A 21,864-nucleotide genomic window follows, 5' to 3' on the forward strand; every position below is an offset into this window, starting at 1 on the left:
GAAGATGAAGTCGGTCATCGCCGGCGAATACACCGCACCACCCGCGCACGGCCCCATGATGAGCGACAGCTGCGGCACGACCCCGCTGGCCAGCACGTTGCGCTGGAACACCTCGGCATAGCCGCCCAGCGACGCCACGCCCTCCTGGATGCGCGCACCGCCCGAATCGTTCAGCCCGATGACCGGCGCGCCGACCTTCATCGCCATGTCCATGATCTTGCAGATCTTCTGGGCATGGCGTTCGGACAGAGACCCGCCGAACACGGTGAAATCCTGCGAAAAGACGAACACCAGCCGCCCGTTGATCGTCCCCGATCCGGTAACCACGCCGTCGCCGGGGAAGCGCTGCGCCTCCATGCCGAAATCGACGCAATTATGCTCGACGAACATGTCGAGTTCCTCGAACGAATCCTGGTCGAGCAGAACGTCCAGCCGCTCACGGGCGGTCAGCTTGCCCTTGGCGTGTTGGGCGGCGACCCGCCGGTCGCCGCCCCCTGCGCGTGCAGCACTCCGTTTCGCCTCCAGCATTGCGATGGTAGACGACATTGGCAATCCTCCCGCGGACGCTGCGCCGCTCCCCTGCCGCGCGCAGCGCTCCCGTGCAAATGCGAAGTTGCGAAGTTGCGAAAACTTCTTCTGCGAACTACGCGATGGGTATGGTCCGCTCCCGTATCTTCGCTGGCGAACAGCTCCGCGCCGCGCGCCGCGACGCCGGGCTCAATCAGCGCGCGTTCGCCGAACGGCTCGGCATTTCGGTCAGCTACCTCTCGCAGTTGGAAGGCGGCGAGCGCCCGCTGACCCCGGCGGTTGCCGCGGCACTCGGCCGCCGCCACCCGGCCGCGCTCGCCGCGATCGAGGGCGCCGGGCCTGCCCAAAGACTGGCCGCACTGGCCGATGCGCTGTCCGATCCCGGTCTGCCACCCGCCCCGCCACACGACATGCTCGCCAAGCTGGCCGAGGAGCGCCCCGAAATCGCCGATCGCATCGTCGCGCTCCACGCCGCCAAGCGCGCCGCCGAAGAACGCCTGGGCATCGCCGAGGAGACGATGAGCGTCGGCGCCGCCGCCCGCCTGCCCTGGGAAGCGGTACGCGACTGGTTCCATGCGGCCGGGAATTACGTCGATCCGCTGGATCGCGCCGCCGAAGCGCTGGCGGCCGGGTTCGCGGGCGAGGAAGGAATGGCCCACGCTTTGGCGGCCCGCGGCGAGGAGGTGCGCCTCGACACCGAAGAGGACGCCCCACTCTTGCGCGTCGCCCCGCATGCGCTGATCCTCAACGCCGCACTGCCGTTCGAAAGCCGCCGCTTTCTCATCGCACACCGGCTTGCCGCGATCGCCTTTGCCGACATCATCGAGAATATCGTCGCGGCCGCCGCCACGCAGGGCGAGGAAACCCGCCGTCTGCTGCGCGTCGGGCTGGCCAATTACGCAGCGGGCGCGCTCGTCATGCCCTATGATGCGTTCCGGGCCGCGGCGCGTGCGACCCGCCACGACATCGACCGGCTGTCGCGCCGGTTCGGGGTGAGCTTCGAACAGGCCTGCCACCGCCTGTCCACGCTCCAGCGGCCGGGCGCCGAGGGCGTGCCCTTCTATTTCTGCCGCGTCGACATGGCGGGCAACATCACCAAGCGCCATTCCGCCACCCGCATGCAGTTCGCGCGCTTCGGCGGCGCCTGCCCCTTGTGGATCGTCCACGAAGCGGTGGCCATTCCAGACCGCATCCTCGTCCAGCATTCGGAGACCCCGGACGGAATCCGCTACGTCTCGATGGCCAAGGGGCTGGTCAAGCCATCGGGCAGCTTCACCCGCCGCCCCCGCCGCTACGCTGTCCTGCTGGGTTGCGAGGCGAACCACGCCGCCGACTTCGTCTATGCCGACGCGATCGACCGCACCGCTCGGCCGGTCGGCATCGGGCCGTCGTGCCGTCTGTGCCCCCGCGACGATTGCGACCAGCGCGCCTTCCCCCCCGCCGACCGCGCCATCGCGATCGACGCCGACGTGCGGCGGGTAGTGCCGTATCGGATCGTCTAGACGCTCCCCTCCCTGAAAGAGAGGGGAGAAGAACCCCGCACCGGCTTCCCTGTCCTGCACATCTTACACACCAAATCCGTGCCCCGGCTTGCGCGCCACCGCCTCCCGCGCGCAATAGCGTTCCCAGGAGAGCGCTTATGTCCGACACCTACCCCGTCCCCGCCGAATGGGCCGCCACCGCGCGGGTCGATGCCGCGGGCTATGACGCGATGTGCGCCGCCGCCCGCGACCAGCCCGACGCCTTCTGGCTCGCCCAGGCCAAGCGCCTCGACTGGATGCGCGCGCCCACCGTCGCCGGCGACTGGTCGTTCGACAAGGACGATTTCCACGTCCGCTGGTTCGCCGATGGCCGGCTCAATGCGAGTGCCAATTGCCTCGACCGGCATCTCGCCGAACGCGGCGACACCGTCGCGCTGATCTGGGAACCCGACGATCCCGCCGAGCAACCGCGCCGCTTCACCTACTCCGAACTTCATGCCGAGGTCTGTCGCTTTGCCAACGTCCTGAAGGCGCAAGGCTCCGTGAAGGGCGACCGCATCACGATCTACATGCCGATGATCCCCGAGGCCGCCTTCGCCGTGCTGGCCTGCGCGCGGGTCGGTGCCATCCACTCCGTCGTGTTCGGCGGCTTTTCTCCGGAAGCCTTGTCGGGGCGGATCGAGGATTGCGGGTCGAGACTCGTCGTCACCGCCGATGAGGGCCGTCGCGGTGGCAAGCGCATCCCGCTGAAAGCCAATGTCGATGCCGCCGCCGAACGCGCGCCCACCCTTGAACGCGTGATCGTCGTTCGGGCAACGGGCGGCGACGTGTCCATGAACGATCGCGACATCTGGTATCACGATGCCGCCGCTGCCGTTTCCGCCGACTGCCCGCCCGAACCGATGGACGCCGAAGACCCGCTGTTCATCCTCTACACTTCGGGAAGCACCGGCAAGCCCAAGGGCGTGCTCCACACCACCGCCGGCTATCTGCTCTGGGCCAGCCTGACCCACGAACTGTGCTTCGACTATCGCCCCGGCGACGTCTGGTGGTGCGCCGCCGATATCGGCTGGGTCACCGGGCACAGCTACATCCTCTACGGCCCGCTCGCCAACGGCGCGACGACGCTGATGTTCGAAGGCCTGCCGTCCTGGCCCGACGCCAGCCGCATCTGGCAGATCGTCGGTCGCCACCAGGTCAACACGCTCTTCACCGCCCCCACCGCGCTGCGCGCGCTGATGAAGGAAGGCGACGCATACGTCACCGCCACCGACCGCGCCAGCCTCAGGCTCCTCGGCACCGTCGGCGAGCCGATCAACCCCGAGGCATGGCGCTGGTATCACCATATCGTCGGCGAAGGCCGCTGCCCGGTCATCGACACCTGGTGGCAGACCGAGACCGGCGGGGCGATGATCGCGCCCCTCCCCGGCGCGACTGCGCTGAAACCCGGCTCGGCGACCCGGCCGCTGCCCGGCGTCTTCCCCGAACTGGTAGACGAGAAGGGCACCTTGCTGGGCGGCGCGGCGGAGGGCAATCTCGTCGTCACCCGCAGTTGGCCCGGCCAGATGCGTACCGTCTGGGGCGATCACGAGCGCTTCTTCCAGACCTATTTCACCACCTATCCCGGCACCTATTTCACGGGCGACGGCTGCCGCCGCGATGCCGACGGTTATTATTGGATCACCGGGCGCGTCGACGACGTCATCAACGTCAGCGGCCACCGCATGGGCACCGCCGAGGTCGAGAGCGCGCTCGTCCTCCACCCCCATGTCGCCGAAGCCGCGGTCGTCGGCATGCCGCACGACGTGAAGGGCCAGGGCATCTACGCCTATGTAACCCTCAACGCCGGCATCGAATGGGGCGAGCATCTCGCCAGGGAACTGAAGGACTGGGTCCGCCGCGAGATCGGACCCGTCGCCACCCCCGACGCGCTCCAGCACGCGCCCGGCCTGCCGAAGACCCGCAGCGGCAAGATCATGCGCCGCATCCTGCGTAAGATCGCGGAGGGCGACACGGGTGCGCTCGGCGATACCTCGACCCTCGCCGATCCCGCGGTGGTCGACGACCTCGTCAAGAACCGCGTGGTCTGATGGCGCGCGTTGCGATGCTGGGGGCGGGCGCGTTCGGCACCGCGGTCGGCGCGGTGCTCGCGCGCGCCGGGCACGACGTGGCGATGCTGTGCCGCACGGCCGAACAGGCGGAGGCGATCAGGACCACGAACCAGAACGCACGCTATTTCCCGGGCCAGCATCTGCCGCCCGGCATGACCGTCACCACCCAATTTGCCGAAGTCGCAGATTCCGACGCGCTGTTCCTCGCCTTTCCGGCCCGCGTCATGGACGATTACGCGCGCATGATCGCGCAGGCGCACCCGGACGCGCTGGTCGTCAACCTCGTGAAGGGCCTCCACGCGACGCATTTCACCTTCGCCGAACTGTTCCGCCAGGTCGCGCCGCAGGTCCGCTACACCGCGCTGAAAGGCCCGACATTCGCGCGGCCGCTGTTCCTGGGCGAATGGTCCGGGCTCAGCTGCGGCGGCATGCCGGCTTGCGCCGATGCGGTCATCGCGCTGTTCGACAAGGCGCCGATCGTCTTCGACCGCACCGATTCCGCCGACGCGATCGACATCGCGAGCGCGTTGAAGAACGTCTATGCGATCGCGCTCGGGCTGGTCGGCTCCACAGGCCCGTCCGAAAACACGATCTACATGGCCGCCACTTTGGTCGTGCGCGAACTGCGCACCATCCTGCTAGGCCTGGGCTATGATGAAGGCGTCGTCACCAGCTTTGCGGGCATCGGCGACACCCTGCTGACCGGCCTGTGCGACACCAGCCGCAACCGCACGCTGGGGCTGATGATCGGCAAGGGCATCCCGCTGGATACCAGCCGCTCCGATTTCCTGGCCGAGGGCGTGCGCGCGGTGGCGGCGATCGAGGCGCATCTGGCGGGGATACACACGCCGCTGCTCCACACCGTCGCAAACGTGCTGGCGGCGCGCAAGCCGCCGACCGCGATCTTCGAGACGTTCGGGCTGCGCTGACGCGCTCCCCTCCCTTCCGGGGAGGGGAGCATCACTTCTTCTGCGGCACCACCTTCAACGTCCAGTCCAACTCGGGCCGCAGATACTTCGCCGCGGTGGCCTGCAGCGCTTGCGGCGTCATGGCGCGCAGTTCGTCGCCCAGCCGCTCGGTCGCCGCGATCCGCCGCGGGTCGTAGGCGCCGCCTGCCAGTTCGCGCAGCCAGAACTGGTTGCCGCTGGACGCGCGGATGATCGACTGGGTGTAGGGCAGCATCGTCCGTTTGAACTCGTCCGCGTCGATCGGCTTGGTCGCCAGGTCCGCTGCGATCTCGCGTGCCAGCTTGAAGAACATCTCTACCTTGTCGGGCGACACCTGCCCGATCGCGATCAGCCGACCGCCGCCGGCAAGCCCCACCGGCCATTGGCTCTGGACGCTGGGGGTGTAGCTGGCGCCTGCTTCCGAACGCAGCCGGTCAAACAGTCGATCGCCGAACACCTGCGCGAGTACGTCCAGCCGCCGGCTCTCGGCGATACCATCAGCCCCGCCGCCGGTCGGCCAGGCAATCACCGCCGCCGCCTGGTTGTCCGCGCCCTTGTGGGTGCGCACCACCGGCGCCGTGACATGCGCCGGAAAGCGCAACGGCGCTGCCCGCGTGTCCGCGCGGCGCGGCTTCAACGCGCCGAAGGTCTTGGCAATCGCCGCCACCGCCTGGTCCGCGCCGACGTTGCCAAAGACGGAGACTTCGATCGGCCCCGATGCCAGCAGCGGCTCCCACAAGGCCCTGAAGGTCTTCGGCGTCGTCGCCGCGATCTGCGCGCGGCTCGGCAAGCCGAAGCGGGGGTCGCCGTCACGCAGCAGCCCTTCGAGATCGCGTGACAACACGCCGTCGGGCGACTGATCGTAGCCGTCATAGCCCGCCAGTGCGACCGCCTTCGCCCGCGCGATCGGCGCGGCGTCCCACCCCGGCGCGCTCAGCTTGGCCGCCAGCAGTTTCAACTGATCCTCAAGGTCGGCCGGCGAGGTCAGCGCCGCGAGCACGAAGGCGTCGTCGGTCACCCCGAAGTCGATCCCGATGCGCCGCCCCGCGACCAGCTGATCGAGATCGCCCTGGTTCAGCTTGCCGATGCCGCTCTGCACCAGCGCCAGCGGCCCCGCCCAGGCGGCACTCGCGCGATTGGCGGGCAGGGCATTGTAGCCGCCACCGAAGCGCACCCGGACATAGACGCGACCCGTTTCGGAGGTGCTCGGAAAGACCAGCGCCCGCACGCCGTTGGAAAACGCGACCTGCTCGATATCCAGCTTGGGGTTGGGCACGCGCGAAACGACCTTCCCCGGCGTGCCCAGCGCCGGCAATTGCGCGAAGGTCACCGCTTTCTGTGCCCGCCGCTTGCCCGCAAGCCCCGTCACATCGGCCTTAAGCGCTGCGGCCAGTCTGGTCGTCACCGTCGGATCGGGCGCGCGGATGTTGAGCAATGCCCGTGTCGCATCGCCCTCGAAGATCTTGCGCGTCGACGCCAGGATCGCGGCGGGCGTGAACATGCCCTTGTTATGCGCGCTCGTCAGGATCGCATAGGACACTTCGGGGGTTGTCACCGTCTCGCGAATGTCCAGTGCCTCGCCCATGTCGTCGGCCTGACGCGCGCCCGCCTCGACCCGGGCCGTCTCGACGCTCGTGCGCAGGATCGTGTCGAAATCGGCGTATTCGCGGTCCACTTCGGCTTGGGTCGGGGGCTGGGCGGTGGCGTCGGCGATCACCGCGCGCACGTCCTTCAGCGCCGCTTCCCAATTGTCTCCGACGGGCACGATATTGACGCTGGTGACGTTCGCCGACCGCGACACGTCGTCCACCGACACGCCCGCCTGGATGAAGCTGCCGCCACCGCGCGCGCGCTGCTCCAGCCGCCGGCTGATGAGCCGCGCCGCCAGCGTGTCGACCATGCGTTTCTGATTGAAGAGTACCGTGTCCTCGTTGAACCGCCAAGGCCGGATCACCGCCATCGCGGCCAGCGGCGGCAGGCCGGGTTCGACGACGACTCCCGAAACCGGCTTGGTCGGATCGGGCTTGCCGAAATCGGGGTCGGCGGGGTTGGCGCCGACCCCCTTCCAGGCGCCGAAGTTCTTGACGATCAGGCGCGCGAAGACCGCCGGGTCCATGTCGCCTGACACGACCACGGTCGTGCGCTCGGGGCGATACCAGCGATCGTGAAAAGCGCGCACGCTCGCCGCGGTTGCCGCCTCCAGCGTCTTGACGGTGCCGATCGGGGAACGATCCGCCAGCGGCTGGCCGGCAAAGAACGTGCTGCGCAGCGCATCGCCGAAGCGCACCTGCGGTCCCGGCTGCTCGCGCTGCTCGGCGAGCACCACCGGGCGCTCGGCGGCAATCGCCGCGTCGGTGATCGCGGGCCGGTCCATCATGCCGCTGAGAATCTTCATGCTCTCGTCGAGTCCGGGCTCGGTCGCGGACGGCAGGTCGAGCTTGTAGGTCGTGGAGACCGGCGTGGTCTGCGCATTCGAATCGGACCCGAAGGTCGCGCCGAACCGCTGCCAGATCCGCTTGGCCTGGCTGTCGGGCACATATTCGGACCCGCGGAACGACAGATGCTCGATGAAATGCGCAAAGCCGCGCTCGTCGTCCGTCTCGTGCAACGAGCCTGCGTCGATCCGCACCCGCACCGCCACCTGCCCCGGCGGCACCCCGTTGCGCCGCACCGCATAGCGCAGTCCGTTGGGCAGGGTGCCGAACCTCCACTCAGGATCGCGGACAAGGTCGCTGCCCTTGTAGAGCCAGGCCGACTGGTCGACGCCGGGCAGCCCCGGCAGCGGTGCATCCGCCGAGGCTGCAACCGGCGCAGTCTGCTGGGCGACCGTGGGGCCGACCGCGACCATGAGGGATAGGAGGAGCGAGGCGCCGAACGCGCGCGGCAGGAACGTCATGGCCGAGTACGTAGCGGCGCATACGCCGTACCGCCAGCCCACGCGCGCTTGATCCCCGGCCCATCCCGCGCCACATGCACGTCATGCTGATAGAGACAGAACCCACGCCCAACCCTGCGACGCTGAAGTTCCTGCCCGGTGAGCCGGTGATGGACGCCGGCACCCGCGATTTCGCGACGCCCGAGGAAGCCGAAGCCAGCCCGCTGGCAGAGGCGATCTTCGCGCTCGGCGATGTCACCGGCGTGTTCTTCGGCCGCGAATTCGTGTCGGTCACCGCCGCGCCCGGAGTCGCCTGGACCAGTCTCAAGCCCGATGTGCTGGCGATCCTCCACGATCATTTCGCGGCGCGCATGCCGCTGTTCCGCGCCATGGGCACCGCCGGTTTCTCCGTGGCCCCCGACGAGGATGTCGCCACCGATGACCCCGCCGATGCCGACATCATCGCTCAAATCCGCGAACTGATCGACACTCGCGTCCGCCCCGCGGTTGCCAACGATGGCGGCGACATCGTCTATCGCGGCTTCGACAAGGGCAAGGTCTACCTGCGCATGCAGGGCGCATGCGCCGGCTGCCCGTCGTCCAGCGCGACGCTGAAGCAGGGCATCGAGCAGTTGCTCCGCCACTACGTACCCGAGGTCACCGAAGTGAGGGCTGTCTGATGCGGATCGACCAGGCGGCACTCGACCAGCTATTTCTCCACGCGCGCTCGTACAACGGCTATACCGCCGAACCGGTCGCCGAGGCCGATCTTCACGCGATCTGGGATGTGATGAAGATGGGGCCGACCTCGGCCAACCAGCTTCCCGCGCGTCTCGTCTGGTGCGTCTCGCAGGAGGCCAAGGAAGCGTTGGCAGCAGCTTGCTCCGCACAGAACGCGCCCAAGATCATGAACGCACCCGTATCGGTCGTCATTGGCATGGATACCGAGTTCCACGAATATCTGCCCGAACTCTTTCCACACGCGAACGCCAAGAGCTGGTTCGAGGGCAATCGCGAATTGCGTGAGGCATCCGCCTTCCGCAACTCGTCGCTCCAGGGCGCCTATTTCATCATGGCGGCGCGCGCGCTCGGACTGGATACGGGGCCGATGTCCGGATTCGACGGTGGCAAGGTCGATGCGGCGTTCTTCGCGGACACGCCGTCGGTGCGGACCAATTTCATCTCCACGCTCGGCCACGGCGATCCGGCGAGCGTGTACGAACGCCTCCCCCGGCCTGGGTTCGAGCGCTTCAACCGCATCGCCTGACGCGTGCGGACGCTCGTCATCGACACCGCGACCGCGGCCTGTTCCGTCGCGCTGATCGAGGACGGCGCGCTCGTGGCACAAGCCCATGCGGTCGTCGGCCGCGGCCATGCCGAACAACTCGTGCCGATGATCGCGGACCTTCCCGGCGGCGGTCGAGCCGATGCGATCCTGGTGGATTGCGGCCCCGGCAGTTTCACGGGATTGCGCGTCGGCATCGCCGCCGCGCGCGGCCTGGGGCTTGGCTGGAACGTGCCGGTCCACGGCTATTCCTCGCTCGCGCTGATCGCAGCGGCGGGGTTTCGCGCGCGTCCTTGCGAGGTGCTTGCCGTGGTCGTCGAAGGCGGGCACGGTGAGGTGTTCATGCAGATATTCGCCGCGACCCTCGACGCGCGCACGCCGCTCGTCTCGCTCCGTCCCGATGCCGCGCTCGTCGCCCGCGCGGGCATACCCGCGATCGGCAACGGCGCCGCGCGCCTGCTCGGCGTCGATCCCGATGCCGACGCGCGGAACGCGCTGCCGAACGCCGCCGACGTCATGCTCCTGCCCCCCGCGCTCACCAGCCTTGCCCCGACGCCAATCTACGGCCGCGCGCCGGATGCGAAACTGCCCGCCTGATGGCCACGCGGACCATCGAGCTTCGCCAGGCCGATGGGCGCGACATCGACGCGGTCGATCGGGTCATGGCCGCCGCCTTCGACCCGAAGTTCGGCGAAGCCTGGACCCGCAGCCAGACGCTCGGCGTCCTCGCAATGCCCGGCATCCGCCTCACGCTGGCGACGATCGACGGTATTCCTTTGGGGTTCGCGATGGTCCGCGCGATCCTCGATGAAGCGGAATTGCTGCTGATCGCGGTCGATCCGGTTCGCCGTCGAACCGGTATCGGTGGCGCGCTGCTGCGTGCGGTGGAGGCGGATTGCACCACGCGCGGGGTGCGCAAAATCCATCTGGAGGTCCGCGCCGGAAACGCCGCTGTGCGCCTGTATACCGGCCGCGGCTTTGCTCAGGTGGGCGAACGCCGCGGCTATTACCGCGGCAATGTCGGCCAATCGTTCGACGCCCATACCTATGCCAAGACGCTCGGCTGACGCCGGGGCCGGGCTTATTGCGAGTCGGTTGCTCTTTTCGCAACAGCGCCGACGCGCTACACGGGTCGCGAACGGGGACATCGTACCATGCCGCGCAACATCGACCTTGAGGCCCTCTGCAATCAAAAGGGCCTGCGCATCACCGAGCAGCGCCGCGTCATCGCGCGCGTCCTGTCCGATGCCGACGACCACCCCGATGTCGAGAAGGTCTACGCGCGTGCCTCGGCGGTCGACCCCGGCATCTCGATCGCCACCGTCTATCGCACCGTTCGCCTGTTCGAGGAGGCCGGTATCCTCGACCGTCACGACTTCGGAGACGGACGCGCGCGTTACGAACCGGCACCCGAAGCGCATCACGATCACCTGATCGACGTGGAAACCGGCAAGGTGATCGAATTTGTCGATCCCGAGCTCGAACAGCTCCAGAAGGCGATCGCGGAAAAGCTCGGCTTCCGCCTGGTCGATCACCGGATGGAACTCTACGGGGTGGCGATCGACCGCAAGGTTTGAGCCGCGGATTGCCGCAAGGTATGAGCCGCAGATTGAACGCGCGCGGCTCGCTCCGATTGGCGATGCTGGCCGGCACCTTGGCGGGCGGGCTCGTGCTCCATGGCCTGTGGCGGGCCGCCGGACGCCCCTCCCCCTGGCCGCGGCGCTTCCTTGGTCGCGTCGCGCGGCTCGTCGGCGCGCGGGTCACGGTCCGGGGCCGGCCGCTGGCCCGCAACGTGGTGCTCGTGTCCAACCACATCAGCTGGACCGACATTGTCGTCCTGGCAGGCAGCACGGGCAGCGCCTTCGTCGCAAAATCCGAATTGCGCGCCGTGCCGTTGATCGGCTGGCTCTGCACGCTGAACCACACCGTCTTTGTCGCACGCGGCAGCCGGATGGACGTGGCCGGCCAGGTCGCCCGCCTGCGCAGTGCGCTGGCGGGCGAACACCCGGTGACGATCTTTCCCGAAGGCACCACCGGGGATGGCCACACGCTGCTCCCGTTCAAAGCGGCTCTGCTTGGCGCACTCGATCCGCCGCCGCCGGGGGTACGGGTGCAGCCCGTACGGATCGACTATGGCGCTGCTACCGATGAGATCGCCTGGGTAGGTGACGAGACTGGCGCGGCACATGCGACCCGCGTTCTGAGCCGATCCGACACGTTCGACGTCACGCTGCACTTCGCCGAACCCTTCGACCCCGCCGGGTGCGGGAACCGCAAGGAGATTGCTGCGGAAGCGCGCAGACGGATGGAAACCCTGTAATCTCCCCGACCAAGCGGAGGAATTGGAAGATCGTCCCACCCCCGCTATACGCGCGCCGATGAAGCCCGCCCCGCAAACCTTTCACATCAAGTCGTTCGGCTGCCAGATGAACGTCTATGACGGTGAGCGCATGGCCGAATTGATGGGTGCGCAGGGCATGGTCGCGGCCGAGGCGGACGTGGCCGATCTGGTCGTCCTCAACACCTGCCATATCCGCGAAAAGGCCACCGAAAAGGTCTATTCGGACATCGGCCGGCTCCGCAAGGACCAGCTGCGCAACCACGGTCGCACGCCGATGATCGCGGTTGCCGGCTGCGTGGCGCAGGCCGAGGGGGAGGAGATCGTCCGCCGCGCCAACGTCGATGTCGTGGTCGGCCCGCAGGCATATCACAACCTCCCCACGCTCGTGGCTCAGGCGGCAACCGGCCAGGCGGCGCTCGACACCGATCTGCCGGCGCTGACCAAGTTCGGTCATCTTCCGCCGCGCCGCCGCGTGTCGCCCAGCGCCTTCCAGACCGTCCAAGAGGGATGCGACAAGTTCTGCACCTATTGCGTCGTCCCCTACACCCGCGGCGCGGAGGTCAGCCGCCCCTTCGCCGCGATCGTCGACGAAGCGAAGGGGCTGGTCGATGCCGGCGCGCGAGAGATCACGCTGCTCGGGCAGAACGTCAACGCATGGCGCATGGAGGATCGCGGCCTGCACGACCTCATCCGTGCGCTGGACCGCGTGCCCGGGCTGGCGCGTATCCGCTACACCACCAGCCACCCCAACGACATGAGTCAGGGGCTGATCGACGCGCACCGCGACGTGGAATCGCTGATGCCCTTCCTCCACCTGCCCGTGCAATCGGGAAGCGACCGGGTGTTGAAGGCGATGAACCGCGCGCACACCCGCGATTCCTATCTGCGACTGATCGAGCGCGTGCGTGCGGCGCGCCCCGACATCGCGCTGTCGGGCGACTTCATCGTGGGTTTCCCCGGGGAAACCGACGCGGAATTCGCCGAGACGCTTAGCCTGGTCGATTCCGCCGGCTATGCCCAAGCGTTCAGCTTCAAATACAGCCCACGGCCGGGCACCCCCGCCGCAACGCTGGCTGGACAGATTCCCGCCGACGTCATGGACGATCGTCTCCAGCGGCTACAGGCCGCGCTCAACCGCGACCAGCACGTCTTCAATGCCGCAAGCGTCGGCAGCACCTGCCCCGTGCTGATCGAGCGCAGGGGCAAGCTGTCCGGCCAGATGCTGGGCAAATCACCCTGGCTGCAATCGGTCCATGTGATGGGCGACTTGGCGGTGGGCGATCTGGTCGAGGTGACGCTCACCGCGGCCGGGCCGAACTCGCTGACGGGCGAACGGCGCCCGATTTGATAGAAGGTCGGATCATCTGACCGGCTGCCGGGAACGACCCTGCCGCCAGGGGTGTTGACGCCGCGACATTCATTCCGACATGACGAGGCAGATCATGGCCACCCGCCGCAAGCAACCGACCAAGCCCCATACGCGCAACTTGGGGGTGAACCTGCTCTCGGCGGGCGCAGCCGCGATCGGCGTCGGTGCGGCGCTGATCGCAATTCTCCTCCGTCGGCCGCCCGCGAAGCCGGAGGGAGTCGTTTCGGACGCTGCCGACCCAGCGACTGCTGCGCCCTCCAACCCGGCCGAACACGCCGTCCCCGATCTTGCGCCCGATGCCCCGCCGCCCGGCCCGCACAGCCGCGCGCCCGACGCGTTCCGCCCCGATCCGACCGCGCCGGTGCCACCCGAACTGCGCGAATCCCTTCGCCCGGCGACCGGTCCCGCCCCCAGCCTCGCTGCCGACCGCGGTAGCGCCTTTGCGGACGCGCAAGACAGCGCCTGATCGCGCGCCCCCTGTTGCCGGCAACCAAGCTATGCGAAGGGGACGTGATGACGGACCGTAACAACGCCACCGCGATCGGCATCTACGGCAGTGCTGGCCGCATGGGCCGCGCGATCACCGATGCCATCGCGATCGAGGGTGCGTTGCTCGCCGGGGGCGTCGACGCAGGCGACGATCCCGCCCCGTTGGCAAGGGCCGCGGATGTCGTCGTGGATTTCTCCGTACCGTCGGCGCTGGCAGCCCACCTGACGGCGGCGCGCGACGCTGGCACTCCGATCGTCGTCGGCACGACCGGCCTGAATGCGCAGGCGCAGGCGCTGATCGACGCCGCCGCGGCCGATGTCGCGGTGCTGCAGACCGGCAATACTTCGCTCGGCGTCACGCTGCTCGGCATCTTGGTGCGCGAGGCGGCAGCGCGGCTCGGCGCCGACTGGGACATCGAAATCGCGGAGATGCACCACCGGCACAAGGTCGATGCGCCCTCCGGCACCGCGATCCTGCTCGGCGAAGCCGCGGCGGCAGGGCGCGGCACCACGCTCGGCGAAGTCCGCGTCGACAGCCGCGCGGGGCTGATCGGCGCCCGCAGCGAGGGCACGATCGGCTTTGCGTCGCTGCGCGGCGGGTCGGTGATCGGCGATCACCAGGTCGTCTTTGCCGGCGACGGCGAGCGGATCGAACTCGTCCACCGCGGCGACGACCGCTCGATCTTCGCCAAGGGTGCGGTGCGCGCCGCGCTGTGGCTGGTCGGCCGCCCCGCGGGCCGCTACCGGATGGGCGACGTGCTGGGGCTGTGAAGCGCGCGGACGTCGTCGAATTTTACGCCCGCCTTGCCGAGGCGGACCCGCATCCGCAGACCGAGCTCGCCTATTGCAATGCCTATACGCTCGTCGTCGCCGTCGCCCTGTCCGCCCAGTCAACCGACGTGGGGGTCAACAAGGTCACCGCCCGGCTCTTCGAGATCGCCGACACGCCCGAGAAGATGCTGGCCCTCGGCGAGGAGGGACTGAAAGCGCATATCAAGACGATCGGCCTCTTCAATACCAAGGCGAGAAACATCATCGCGCTGTCGCGGATGCTGGTCGACGAATATGGCGGCCAAGTGCCGCATAATCGCGAGGCGCTCGAGCGCCTGCCCGGCGTCGGCCGCAAGACCGCGAACGTGGTGATGAACGTCGCATTCGACGCGGAGACTTTTGCGGTCGACACGCACATCTTTCGCGTTTGCAACCGCACCCGTCTGGCGCCGGGCAAGACCCCGCTGGCTGTCGAACTCGCGCTGGACCAGGCGACCCCCCGGCCCTTTCGCCGACATGCGCATCACTGGCTGATCCTGCACGGCCGCTACACCTGCAAGGCCCGGCGTCCCGAATGTTGGCGGTGCATCGTCGCGGACCTTTGTGCGTTTCAGCCCAAGACTCCGCCACCTCAAGGATGCTGAAGATGCGTTTGGCCCTGCTCACAATCGGGATCGTTGCCGCGGCCGCACCCGCTGCCGATCGCCGCACCCCCGCCGCCACGCCCGCGGGCAAGCCGCAAAGTTGCATTCCCCGGTCGGGCATTCGTCAGACCTTGGTCCGCGACGACCGCACGATCGACTTCGTTACGCGCGGCAAGCGTATCTATCGCAACGTCCTCCCGCAAAGCTGCCCCAGCCTCGGCTTCGAACGCCGCTTTGGCTATGCCACCAGCCTGTCGCAACTGTGCTCGACCGACATCATTACCGTCCTGACCACCGCACCGCTCATGCGCGGCGCCAGCTGCGGCCTCGGCCAGTTCCAGCCCGTGACGCTCACCCGCTGAATCGACTGGCGCCCCGCGCCCGGCTTTGCTAGGCGCTTGCCCCAGGCACCCGTAGCTCAGCTGGATAGAGCGCTGCCCTCCGAAGGCAGAGGCCACTGGTTCGAATCCAGTCGGGTGCACCAGCTTTATCGAACAAGCCGCGTAGTCCCGCGTCGCTTCATGCCGCAAAGCAAAAAGGCCAGCGCCGTGGCGCTGGCCTTATCTGGTGCGTATCTGACACTTGTTAACCGCCAGACCACGATCTCTGAGGCACCAACTTACTTCGCCAATAGACGCAGTCAAGTCGTCATTGCCCAGGGCGGGTGAATTTCAACCATTGCGGATTCGTTCCTGATTGCGATGATCCCCCATCCGGCAAATCTGCCGACAAGGGGGATGATGATGGACTGGCGCCTGGGCCTCGATCTCGGAACGAACTCGCTCGGGTGGGCCGCGCTTCGGCTGAAGCCACTCGCGACAACGGACGACGTTGCCGACCGGCAAGACACCCGGCGCGAGCCGGACGGCATCCTTGCCGCAGGGTCTCGCATCTTCAGCGACGGGCGCGATCCCAAGTCGGGCGCCTCGCTCGCCGTCGATCGGCGTGATGCACGCGCGATGCGGCGGCGGCGGGACCGTTTGCAGCAGCGGCAGCGCGCGCTGATGAAGTATCTTGTCGCCGATGGCCTGTTCCCCGCCGACGTCGCGGAGCGCAAGGCGCTGGAGCGCGAAGACCCGTTTGCCCTGCGCGCGCGTGCGCTGGACGAGGCGCTGCCCCTGCCCCTGCTTGGCCGTGCGATATGGCACCTCAACCAGCGCCGAGGGTTCAAATCCAACCGCAAGACCGACAAGCCCGATGAGGATGCGGGCAAGATCGCAATCGGTATCGGCAGACTTCGTGAGAAGATCGCCGAAGATGAAGCAGCCTGCGATGCCGAACCAGGCAGCTGGACGTTCGGCAAGTGGCTGCACGAGCGCCGCCAGCCCACCGAAGACCATCCCGACGGCCGTTCGGTCCGCACGCGGCTTCGCCCGGAGGACGGCGCCGACGCCAAGGGCACCGGCTACGACTTCTATCCCGATCGCGCGCTCCTGGAGGAGGAGTTCGACGCGATCTGGACCGTCCAGGCGCCGCATCGCCTCGGCGTCCTGACCCGGGAGGTGCACGACCGTCTCTACGAGATCGTCTTCCACCAGCGCCCGCTCAAGGCACCCGTCGTCGGCACCTGCACCTTCGGTTCCGGCGAGACCCGGCTGGCCAAGGCGCACCCCCTGTTCCAGCGCCGCCGCCTGCTGGAGGAGGTGAACGCGCTCAAGATCGTCCGCGCAGGCGAAATTGCCGAGCGGCTGACTCCGGAACAGCGCGACCTGCTGGTCCTCAAACTCAAGGACAAGAACGAGGTCAGCTTCGAGAGCCTACGCAAGACGCTGCGGCTCGATCCCGACGCCAGGTTCAACAAGGAGAGCGAGAACCGTACCAAGCTGAAGGGCGATGAGGTCGCCGCGGTGATGGGGGCGAAGACGCGGTTCGGGACGCGGTGGCAGCATCTGTCGCCCGACGAACAATGGACCGTCGTGTCGAAATTGGAAGCGGCGCAGAGCGACGAAGACGTCGCTGCTTTCCGCGCCTGGATCGTCGACACCTATCTGTTCACCCAGGAACAGGCGAAAGCGGTGTCCGCCGCCCGTCTGCCGCAGGGCCATGGCCGCTTCGGCGAAACCGCCACCCGCGGGCTGATCGAAGCGCTCACCTTCGAGCGCGACTCGCAGGGCCGCGTCGTCGTTTATAGCGAAGCGGTGACCGCGCTAGGCTCAGGACGCCATCACAGCGACTTCCGCACCGGCGAAATTCACGACTCGCTGCCTTATTACGGCACCGTCCTTGAACGCCACTTGCTGCCAGGCACCGGAAATGCCTCCGATCCGGATGAAAAACGGATCGGCAGGCTGACGAATCCGACGGTGCATATCGGGCTGAACCAGCTCCGCCGCACCGTCAACCGCCTCATCGAACGCTTCGGCCCGCCCGCCGAGATCGCGGTCGAACTCGCCCGTGAGCTCAAGCTGACGGACGAGGAGAAGAAGAAGCGCAACCGCGAGAACAACGAAAATCGGCTCGCCGCCGAAATGCGTTCGCGCAAGCTGCTGGAGATCGGCCAGCCGGATACCGGCGCCAATCGCGCGCTGCTAAAGCTGTGGGAGGAACTGGATGGCAACGCACTCGGGCGGCAGTGCATCTACACCGGGCAGGTGATCTCGCCGACGATGCTATTCTCGGGCGAGGTCGAGGTCGATCATATCCTGCCGTTCCAGGCGACGCTGGACGACAGCAACGGCAACAAGCTGGTGTGTATCCGCGAAGCGAATCGCCTCAAGCGCAAGCGTTCGCCCTTCGAGACATGGGGGCATACCGACCAGTGGGAAGACATCGCCGCCCGCGCTGCGCGCCTGCCGCGCGGCAAGCGTAGCCGCTTCGAACCCGACGCGATGGAGCGGCACAAGGAAGACGGCGGCTTTCTGGCGCGCCAGCTCGTCGATACCCAATATCTCTCGCGGCTGGCGCGTGAATATCTGTCGTCGCTCTACCCCGGCAGCGGCGAAGGCAGCAGCAAGGTGTGGGTGTCCCCCGGCCGGCTGACCGAAATGGTCCGCCGCAAGCTGGGGCTCAACGATCTGCTACCCGATCACAACTTCGCCGGCGGCGCCGACCAGCCCAAGAACCGCCTCGACCACCGCCACCATGCGATCGATGCAATCGTGATCGCGATAGTCGACCGCGGCATGCTGAATGCCATAGCGCGCGCCTCTGGGCTGGAGGGACAGGAGGGTCGCGAGCGGATCAAGATCCCCGCGCCTTGGGAAGGCTTCCGCGATGCGGTATCCGAGACAGTGCGAGCGATCACCGTCAGCCACCGGGCCGATCACGGCACCGCGGGACATGGGAACAGTTCGACCGCGGGGAGGCTCCACAACGATACCGCCTATGGCCTGACCGGCGCGACAGATGCCAAGGGCAACACCATCGTCGTCCGCCGCAAGCCGCTGGGCAGCATCAAGCCCGCCGACATCCCCACGATCCGCGACCCCGATTTGCGCGCAGAACTCCACAAGTGGATCGACGGGCTCGACGGCAAGGCGCTGGACCAGGCGCTGGCCGCGTTCTCCGGGACCGGCCCCCTGCAATTCCGCGGCGTGCGCCGTGTGCGTGTGACCGAGCCATTGTCCGTCATTCCCATCCGCGACCGCGAAGGGCGGATCTACAAGGGCTATAAGGGCGGCTCCAACTATCGCTACGACGTTTGGGAAATGCCGGACGGCAAGTGGATCACGACCTGGAAGGATTGCGAAGGCGTCATCCGATCAAGCGTGGTGTCGATGTTCGATGCGCATCAACCTGGCGAACTCGCACGTCCCCATCCTGCAGCGAAGTACGTGCTCAGCCTCATGCAGGGTGACATGATCGCGATCGAACGGCAGGTTGGCGTCCGGGAAATCATGCTTGTTACGCAATTCTGGCAGAACGGGCAGGTCAGGCTGGTCGCTCATAACGAAGCAGGCAAATTGGACGACAGAAACAAGTCTCCTGACGACCCGTACAAGAACTTCTCGCCGACGTGCGGCGGCTTGAAAAAACTGCGTGCGCGCAAGGTGGGCATCGACGAGATCGGCCGTGTGCGCGACCCCGGCTTCCCGGCCCGCACCCGCCGCCGTCCTACCCGCCCCAAAGCGGCGGCATAGCGGCAGGATGGAGCGGATCGTCGACATCGTCATCGACGGCCGCCACCTGTCGGCGCACCGCGGCTTCATGATCGTCGCCGAAGACCGCGTCGAGGTCGGCCGCGTGCCGCTCGACGATGTCGCCGCGGTGATCGTCCACGCGCACGGGGTCACGTGGTCAACGAACCTCGTCGTTGCGCTCGCCGAACGGGGCGCGATCCTGCTGCTGTGCGGCGCCAACCATTCGCCCGTCGCGGTCTGCCTGCCCATCGACGGCCATCATGCCCAAAATGGCCGGATGCGTGCGCAATGGGAAGCCGGGCGACCGCTTGCAAAGCAGCTCTGGCGCCGCATCATCGTCTCCAAGATCCGCTGGCAGGGGGCCGCACTGGCATCCACCGGCAAGCCGCACGCGCCCTTCGACCTCCTGGCGCGGCGCGTCGGCTCCGGCGATCCCGACAATGTCGAGGCACAGGCAGCGCGCCGGTATTGGCCGCTGCTGATGGGCGAGGACTTCCGCCGCAACCGCGACGCCGCGGGCACGAATGCGCTGCTGAACTACGGCTATGCCATCCTGCGCTCACTATGCGCGCGTGCGGTGGTGGCGGCCGGGCTTCATCCCTCGATCGGCGTACACCACGCCAATCGTGGCAATCCCTTTGCGCTGGCGGACGACGTGATCGAACCGTTCCGCCCGCTTGTCGATCTCCTTGCGCTTCGCCTCATTGCAGCCGGCATCGTTGCGGTGAATCCGGAGGCAAAACGAGCCTTCGCCCGGCTGATCGCGCTTGATCTGACCGGCGAAGCGGGCACGACGACGCTGGCCAATGCAGTGGCGCGAGTGGCGCAGACGCTGGCCGGCGCCTTCCAGAGCGGCCGTGCGACCGACCTGTGGCTGCCCGCGCCACCTTCGGTACTGGAGCTTGCCGGCCTGGCCGCGCTCCTGGTCGATCCGTGACCGCCACGCAGCTCAGTGGCTATCGCCTGATGTGGATCTTCGTCATGTTCGACCTGCCGGTCACCACCAAGGCCCAGGCCCGGGCCGCGACCAAGTTCCGCGAATATCTGCTCGACGAGGGGTTCGAAAAGAGCCAATTCTCGGTCTATGCCCGCTTTTGCAACGGCAAGGAACACGTCGAGGCGTATCAGCGCCGCATCGAATCGCACCTACCCGATTCGGGTGACGTGCACATCCTGTGCTTCACTGACCGGCAATATGAGAACATCGTCCGATTTTCCGGCCAGCGCCGCAGACGCACCCGTAAAAACCCCGATCAGCTGGCGTTATTCTGATGACTCGCTCGGCATTTGGTGGCGGTGGATGTGCTACTATCTCGTTGCCGAACAACAAGATAGCAACACATCGACCATAGCCGCTCAGAGATCGCGGTCCAACGGCAACTCGAGCGCCTCGTGCATGTCGCCCGACGCGACCATAGCCGCTCAGAGATCGCGGTCCAACGGCAACCGTGACGGCACGCGGCGCTACCGCTCGCGTACCATAGCCGCTCAGAGATCGCGGTCCAACGGCAACCCGATGACCGAAGCCGCGCTTGAAGGCGCAGACCATAGCCGCTCAGAGATCGCGGTCCAACGGCAACGCATCCGTCTATTCGGCGTGAGCGGCGTCAACCATAGCCGCTCAGAGATCGCGGTCCAACGGCAACAACCAACGCGGCTTGCTCATCGGTCGGCGTACCATAGCCGCTCAGAGATCGCGGTCCAACGGCAACTACAAGGATCGACCGCTGCACGACTGGGCGACCATAGCCGCTCAGAGATCGCGGTCCAACGGCAACGTCAGGGGACGGGCCAAGCGCATAGACCATACCATAGCCGCTCAGAGATCGCGGTCCAACGGCAACGAGCCGCTGACCGCGACCGCGGCTTGGCCGACCATAGCCGCTCAGAGATCGCGGTCCAACGGCAACAATGACGATCTGTTCGTCAATCGGGGGGTTACCATAGCCGCTCAGAGATCGCGGTCCAACGGCAACGGATCGATCATTGCGCGCAGATCATGATCCACCATAGCCGCTCAGAGATCGCGGTCCAACGGCAACCTCGTCGTCCATGGCGACTAGATTCTCCCAACCATAGCCGCTCAGAGATCGCGGTCCAACGGCAACTCGATCCTCGACTTGATGCTGTCGGCGGCGACCATAGCCGCTCAGAGATCGCGGTCCAACGGCAACTGTTCGCGCGTCGTGTCGCGGATCGCGGCCACCATAGCCGCTCAGAGATCGCGGTCCAACGGCAACAATTCAGATCGACTGGGATGACGTGCCCCAACCATAGCCGCTCAGAGATCGCGGTCCAACGGCAACACACCTCCGCTGGCTCCACGTCTGCACAACACCATAGCCGCTCAGAGATCGCGGTCCAACGGCAACCTGCAAGCGCTTGGCCTTGACGTTTCGTGGACCATAGCCGCTCAGAGATCGCGGTCCAACGGCAACATACCAGAACTTCACGCCCTCGACCGTCTTACCATAGCCGCTCAGAGATCGCGGTCCAACGGCAACTGCCAGTGTGTCCATGAGTGGGTGAAGTGCACCATAGCCGCTCAGAGATCGCGGTCCAACGGCAACAAATCCGCGTTAAACTCCTCGATCGACTGTACCATAGCCGCTCAGAGATCGCGGTCCAACGGCAACTACATGAGGTAGGCCATGCGGCCCGCGAAGACCATAGCCGCTCAGAGATCGCGGTCCAACGGCAACGTACGTACCATCAGCATCTGCGCCGGCGTCACCATAGCCGCTCAGAGATCGCGGTCCAACGGCAACGAGCCGTTCGTCCGCCACTTTGCGGAGCAGACCAGAGAGGTGGCTCGGTTCATCTGCACAGCTCGGCGCGATTGCTAAGTGGAGCGTCCGCCGGTTTCATGCCGCTGCGAGAAGCGGCCGGTTGAAGTAGACGTGATCGGGTGTCCTGCGGTCAAGCGACGAGTGCGGGCGTCGGC

19 protein-coding genes, 1 tRNA gene and 1 CRISPR repeat array are annotated in these 21,864 nt (G+C 67.1%); of the genes, 18 read left to right on the forward strand and 2 right to left on the reverse strand.

Going from position 1 to position 21,864, the window contains the following annotated elements:
* A partial coding sequence (locus VF643_RS01180; RefSeq protein ID WP_331041530.1) for a carboxyl transferase domain-containing protein occupies nt 1-546 on the reverse strand: 546 nt, incomplete at its 3' end.
* 110 nt (nt 547-656) lie between these two features.
* On the opposite strand from VF643_RS01180, the gene VF643_RS01185 reads away from it, so the two are divergent.
* The 3 genes from VF643_RS01185 to VF643_RS01195 all read left to right on the forward strand — a co-directional run bounded on the left by VF643_RS01185 (nt 657) and on the right by VF643_RS01195 (nt 5,049).
* Complete coding sequence (locus tag VF643_RS01185; protein WP_331041531.1) at nt 657-2,030, forward strand: helix-turn-helix domain-containing protein; 1,374 nt, start codon at nt 657-659, stop codon at nt 2,028-2,030.
* Between the two features lie 137 nt (nt 2,031-2,167).
* A complete protein-coding gene (acs, locus tag VF643_RS01190) occupies nt 2,168-4,099 on the forward strand; it encodes an acetate--CoA ligase (RefSeq protein ID WP_331041532.1) in 1,932 nt (643 codons plus the stop codon).
* Nucleotides 4,099-5,049 (forward strand): NAD(P)H-dependent glycerol-3-phosphate dehydrogenase, encoded by a 951-nt coding sequence (locus VF643_RS01195; RefSeq protein ID WP_331041533.1) that lies wholly within the window; start codon nt 4,099-4,101, stop codon nt 5,047-5,049. The genes acs and VF643_RS01195 overlap by 1 nt, the downstream gene beginning before the upstream one ends.
* 31 nt (nt 5,050-5,080) lie before the next feature.
* On the opposite strand, the gene VF643_RS01200 is transcribed toward VF643_RS01195, so the two are convergent.
* Nucleotides 5,081-7,963, reverse strand: a complete 2,883-nt coding sequence (locus VF643_RS01200; protein ID WP_331041534.1) for a M16 family metallopeptidase — start codon at nt 7,961-7,963, stop codon at nt 5,081-5,083.
* Nucleotides 7,964-8,046: 83 nt separating this feature from the next.
* Between VF643_RS01200 and VF643_RS01205 the strand changes: the two genes are divergently transcribed.
* From VF643_RS01205 to cas2, 15 genes are all read left to right on the forward strand, one after another.
* Nucleotides 8,047-8,622: a NifU family protein gene (locus tag VF643_RS01205; RefSeq protein WP_331041535.1), complete on the forward strand. Its 576-nt coding sequence runs from the start codon at nt 8,047-8,049 to the stop codon at nt 8,620-8,622.
* On the forward strand, nt 8,622-9,209 hold the full coding sequence (locus VF643_RS01210; RefSeq protein ID WP_331041536.1) for a malonic semialdehyde reductase: 588 nt from the start codon (nt 8,622-8,624) through the stop codon (nt 9,207-9,209). Before VF643_RS01205 ends, VF643_RS01210 begins: the two co-directional genes overlap by 1 nt.
* 3 nt (nt 9,210-9,212) lie before the next feature.
* Entirely contained in the window at nt 9,213-9,824 is a 612-nt protein-coding gene (gene tsaB / locus VF643_RS01215) for a tRNA (adenosine(37)-N6)-threonylcarbamoyltransferase complex dimerization subunit type 1 TsaB (protein WP_331041537.1), read from the forward strand.
* Nucleotides 9,824-10,294, forward strand: coding sequence for a GNAT family N-acetyltransferase (locus VF643_RS01220; RefSeq protein WP_331041538.1), 471 nt, complete (start codon nt 9,824-9,826; stop codon nt 10,292-10,294). Before tsaB ends, VF643_RS01220 begins: the two co-directional genes overlap by 1 nt.
* Nucleotides 10,295-10,381: 87 nt before the next feature.
* Nucleotides 10,382-10,804: a Fur family transcriptional regulator gene (locus VF643_RS01225; RefSeq protein ID WP_331041539.1), complete on the forward strand. Its 423-nt coding sequence runs from the start codon at nt 10,382-10,384 to the stop codon at nt 10,802-10,804.
* Between the two features lie 20 nt (nt 10,805-10,824).
* Nucleotides 10,825-11,547 carry a lysophospholipid acyltransferase family protein gene (locus VF643_RS01230; RefSeq protein WP_331041540.1) on the forward strand — a complete coding sequence of 241 codons (723 nt, stop codon included), beginning with the start codon at nt 10,825-10,827 and terminating at the stop codon, nt 11,545-11,547.
* Nucleotides 11,548-11,605: 58 nt separating this feature from the next.
* Nucleotides 11,606-12,916: a tRNA (N6-isopentenyl adenosine(37)-C2)-methylthiotransferase MiaB gene (gene miaB, locus VF643_RS01235; RefSeq protein ID WP_331041541.1), complete on the forward strand. Its 1,311-nt coding sequence runs from the start codon at nt 11,606-11,608 to the stop codon at nt 12,914-12,916.
* 79 nt (nt 12,917-12,995) lie between these two features.
* A complete protein-coding gene (locus VF643_RS01240) occupies nt 12,996-13,403 on the forward strand; it encodes a hypothetical protein (RefSeq protein ID WP_331041542.1) in 408 nt (135 codons plus the stop codon).
* A gap of 47 nt (nt 13,404-13,450) precedes the next feature.
* Nucleotides 13,451-14,197 (forward strand): 4-hydroxy-tetrahydrodipicolinate reductase, encoded by a 747-nt coding sequence (gene dapB / locus VF643_RS01245; RefSeq protein ID WP_331041543.1) that lies wholly within the window; start codon nt 13,451-13,453, stop codon nt 14,195-14,197.
* Complete coding sequence (gene nth, locus VF643_RS01250) at nt 14,194-14,841, forward strand: endonuclease III (protein ID WP_331041544.1); 648 nt, start codon at nt 14,194-14,196, stop codon at nt 14,839-14,841. The genes dapB and nth overlap by 4 nt, the downstream gene beginning before the upstream one ends.
* A gap of 2 nt (nt 14,842-14,843) precedes the next feature.
* Complete coding sequence (locus VF643_RS01255; RefSeq protein WP_331041545.1) at nt 14,844-15,203, forward strand: hypothetical protein; 360 nt, start codon at nt 14,844-14,846, stop codon at nt 15,201-15,203.
* Between the two features lie 45 nt (nt 15,204-15,248).
* A tRNA-Arg gene (locus tag VF643_RS01260) sits at nt 15,249-15,325 on the forward strand.
* Between the two features lie 217 nt (nt 15,326-15,542).
* Nucleotides 15,543-18,920 carry a type II CRISPR RNA-guided endonuclease Cas9 gene (cas9, locus tag VF643_RS01265; RefSeq protein WP_331041546.1) on the forward strand — a complete coding sequence of 1,126 codons (3,378 nt, stop codon included), beginning with the start codon at nt 15,543-15,545 and terminating at the stop codon, nt 18,918-18,920.
* Nucleotides 18,921-18,927: 7 nt separating this feature from the next.
* Complete coding sequence (gene cas1 / locus VF643_RS01270; RefSeq protein ID WP_331041547.1) at nt 18,928-19,857, forward strand: type II CRISPR-associated endonuclease Cas1; 930 nt, start codon at nt 18,928-18,930, stop codon at nt 19,855-19,857.
* Complete coding sequence (cas2, locus tag VF643_RS01275) at nt 19,854-20,192, forward strand: CRISPR-associated endonuclease Cas2 (RefSeq protein WP_331041548.1); 339 nt, start codon at nt 19,854-19,856, stop codon at nt 20,190-20,192. Before cas1 ends, cas2 begins: the two co-directional genes overlap by 4 nt.
* Before the next feature lie 73 nt (nt 20,193-20,265).
* A CRISPR array of direct repeats spans nt 20,266-21,688; the repeat unit is 36 nt; unit sequence ACCATAGCCGCTCAGAGATCGCGGTCCAACGGCAAC.
* Nucleotides 21,689-21,864: the final 176 nt, after the last annotated feature.

The sequence above is a fragment of the Sphingomonas sp. genome, from assembly GCF_036387595.1.
Classification (GTDB): Bacteria; Pseudomonadota; Alphaproteobacteria; order Sphingomonadales; family Sphingomonadaceae; genus Sphingomonas.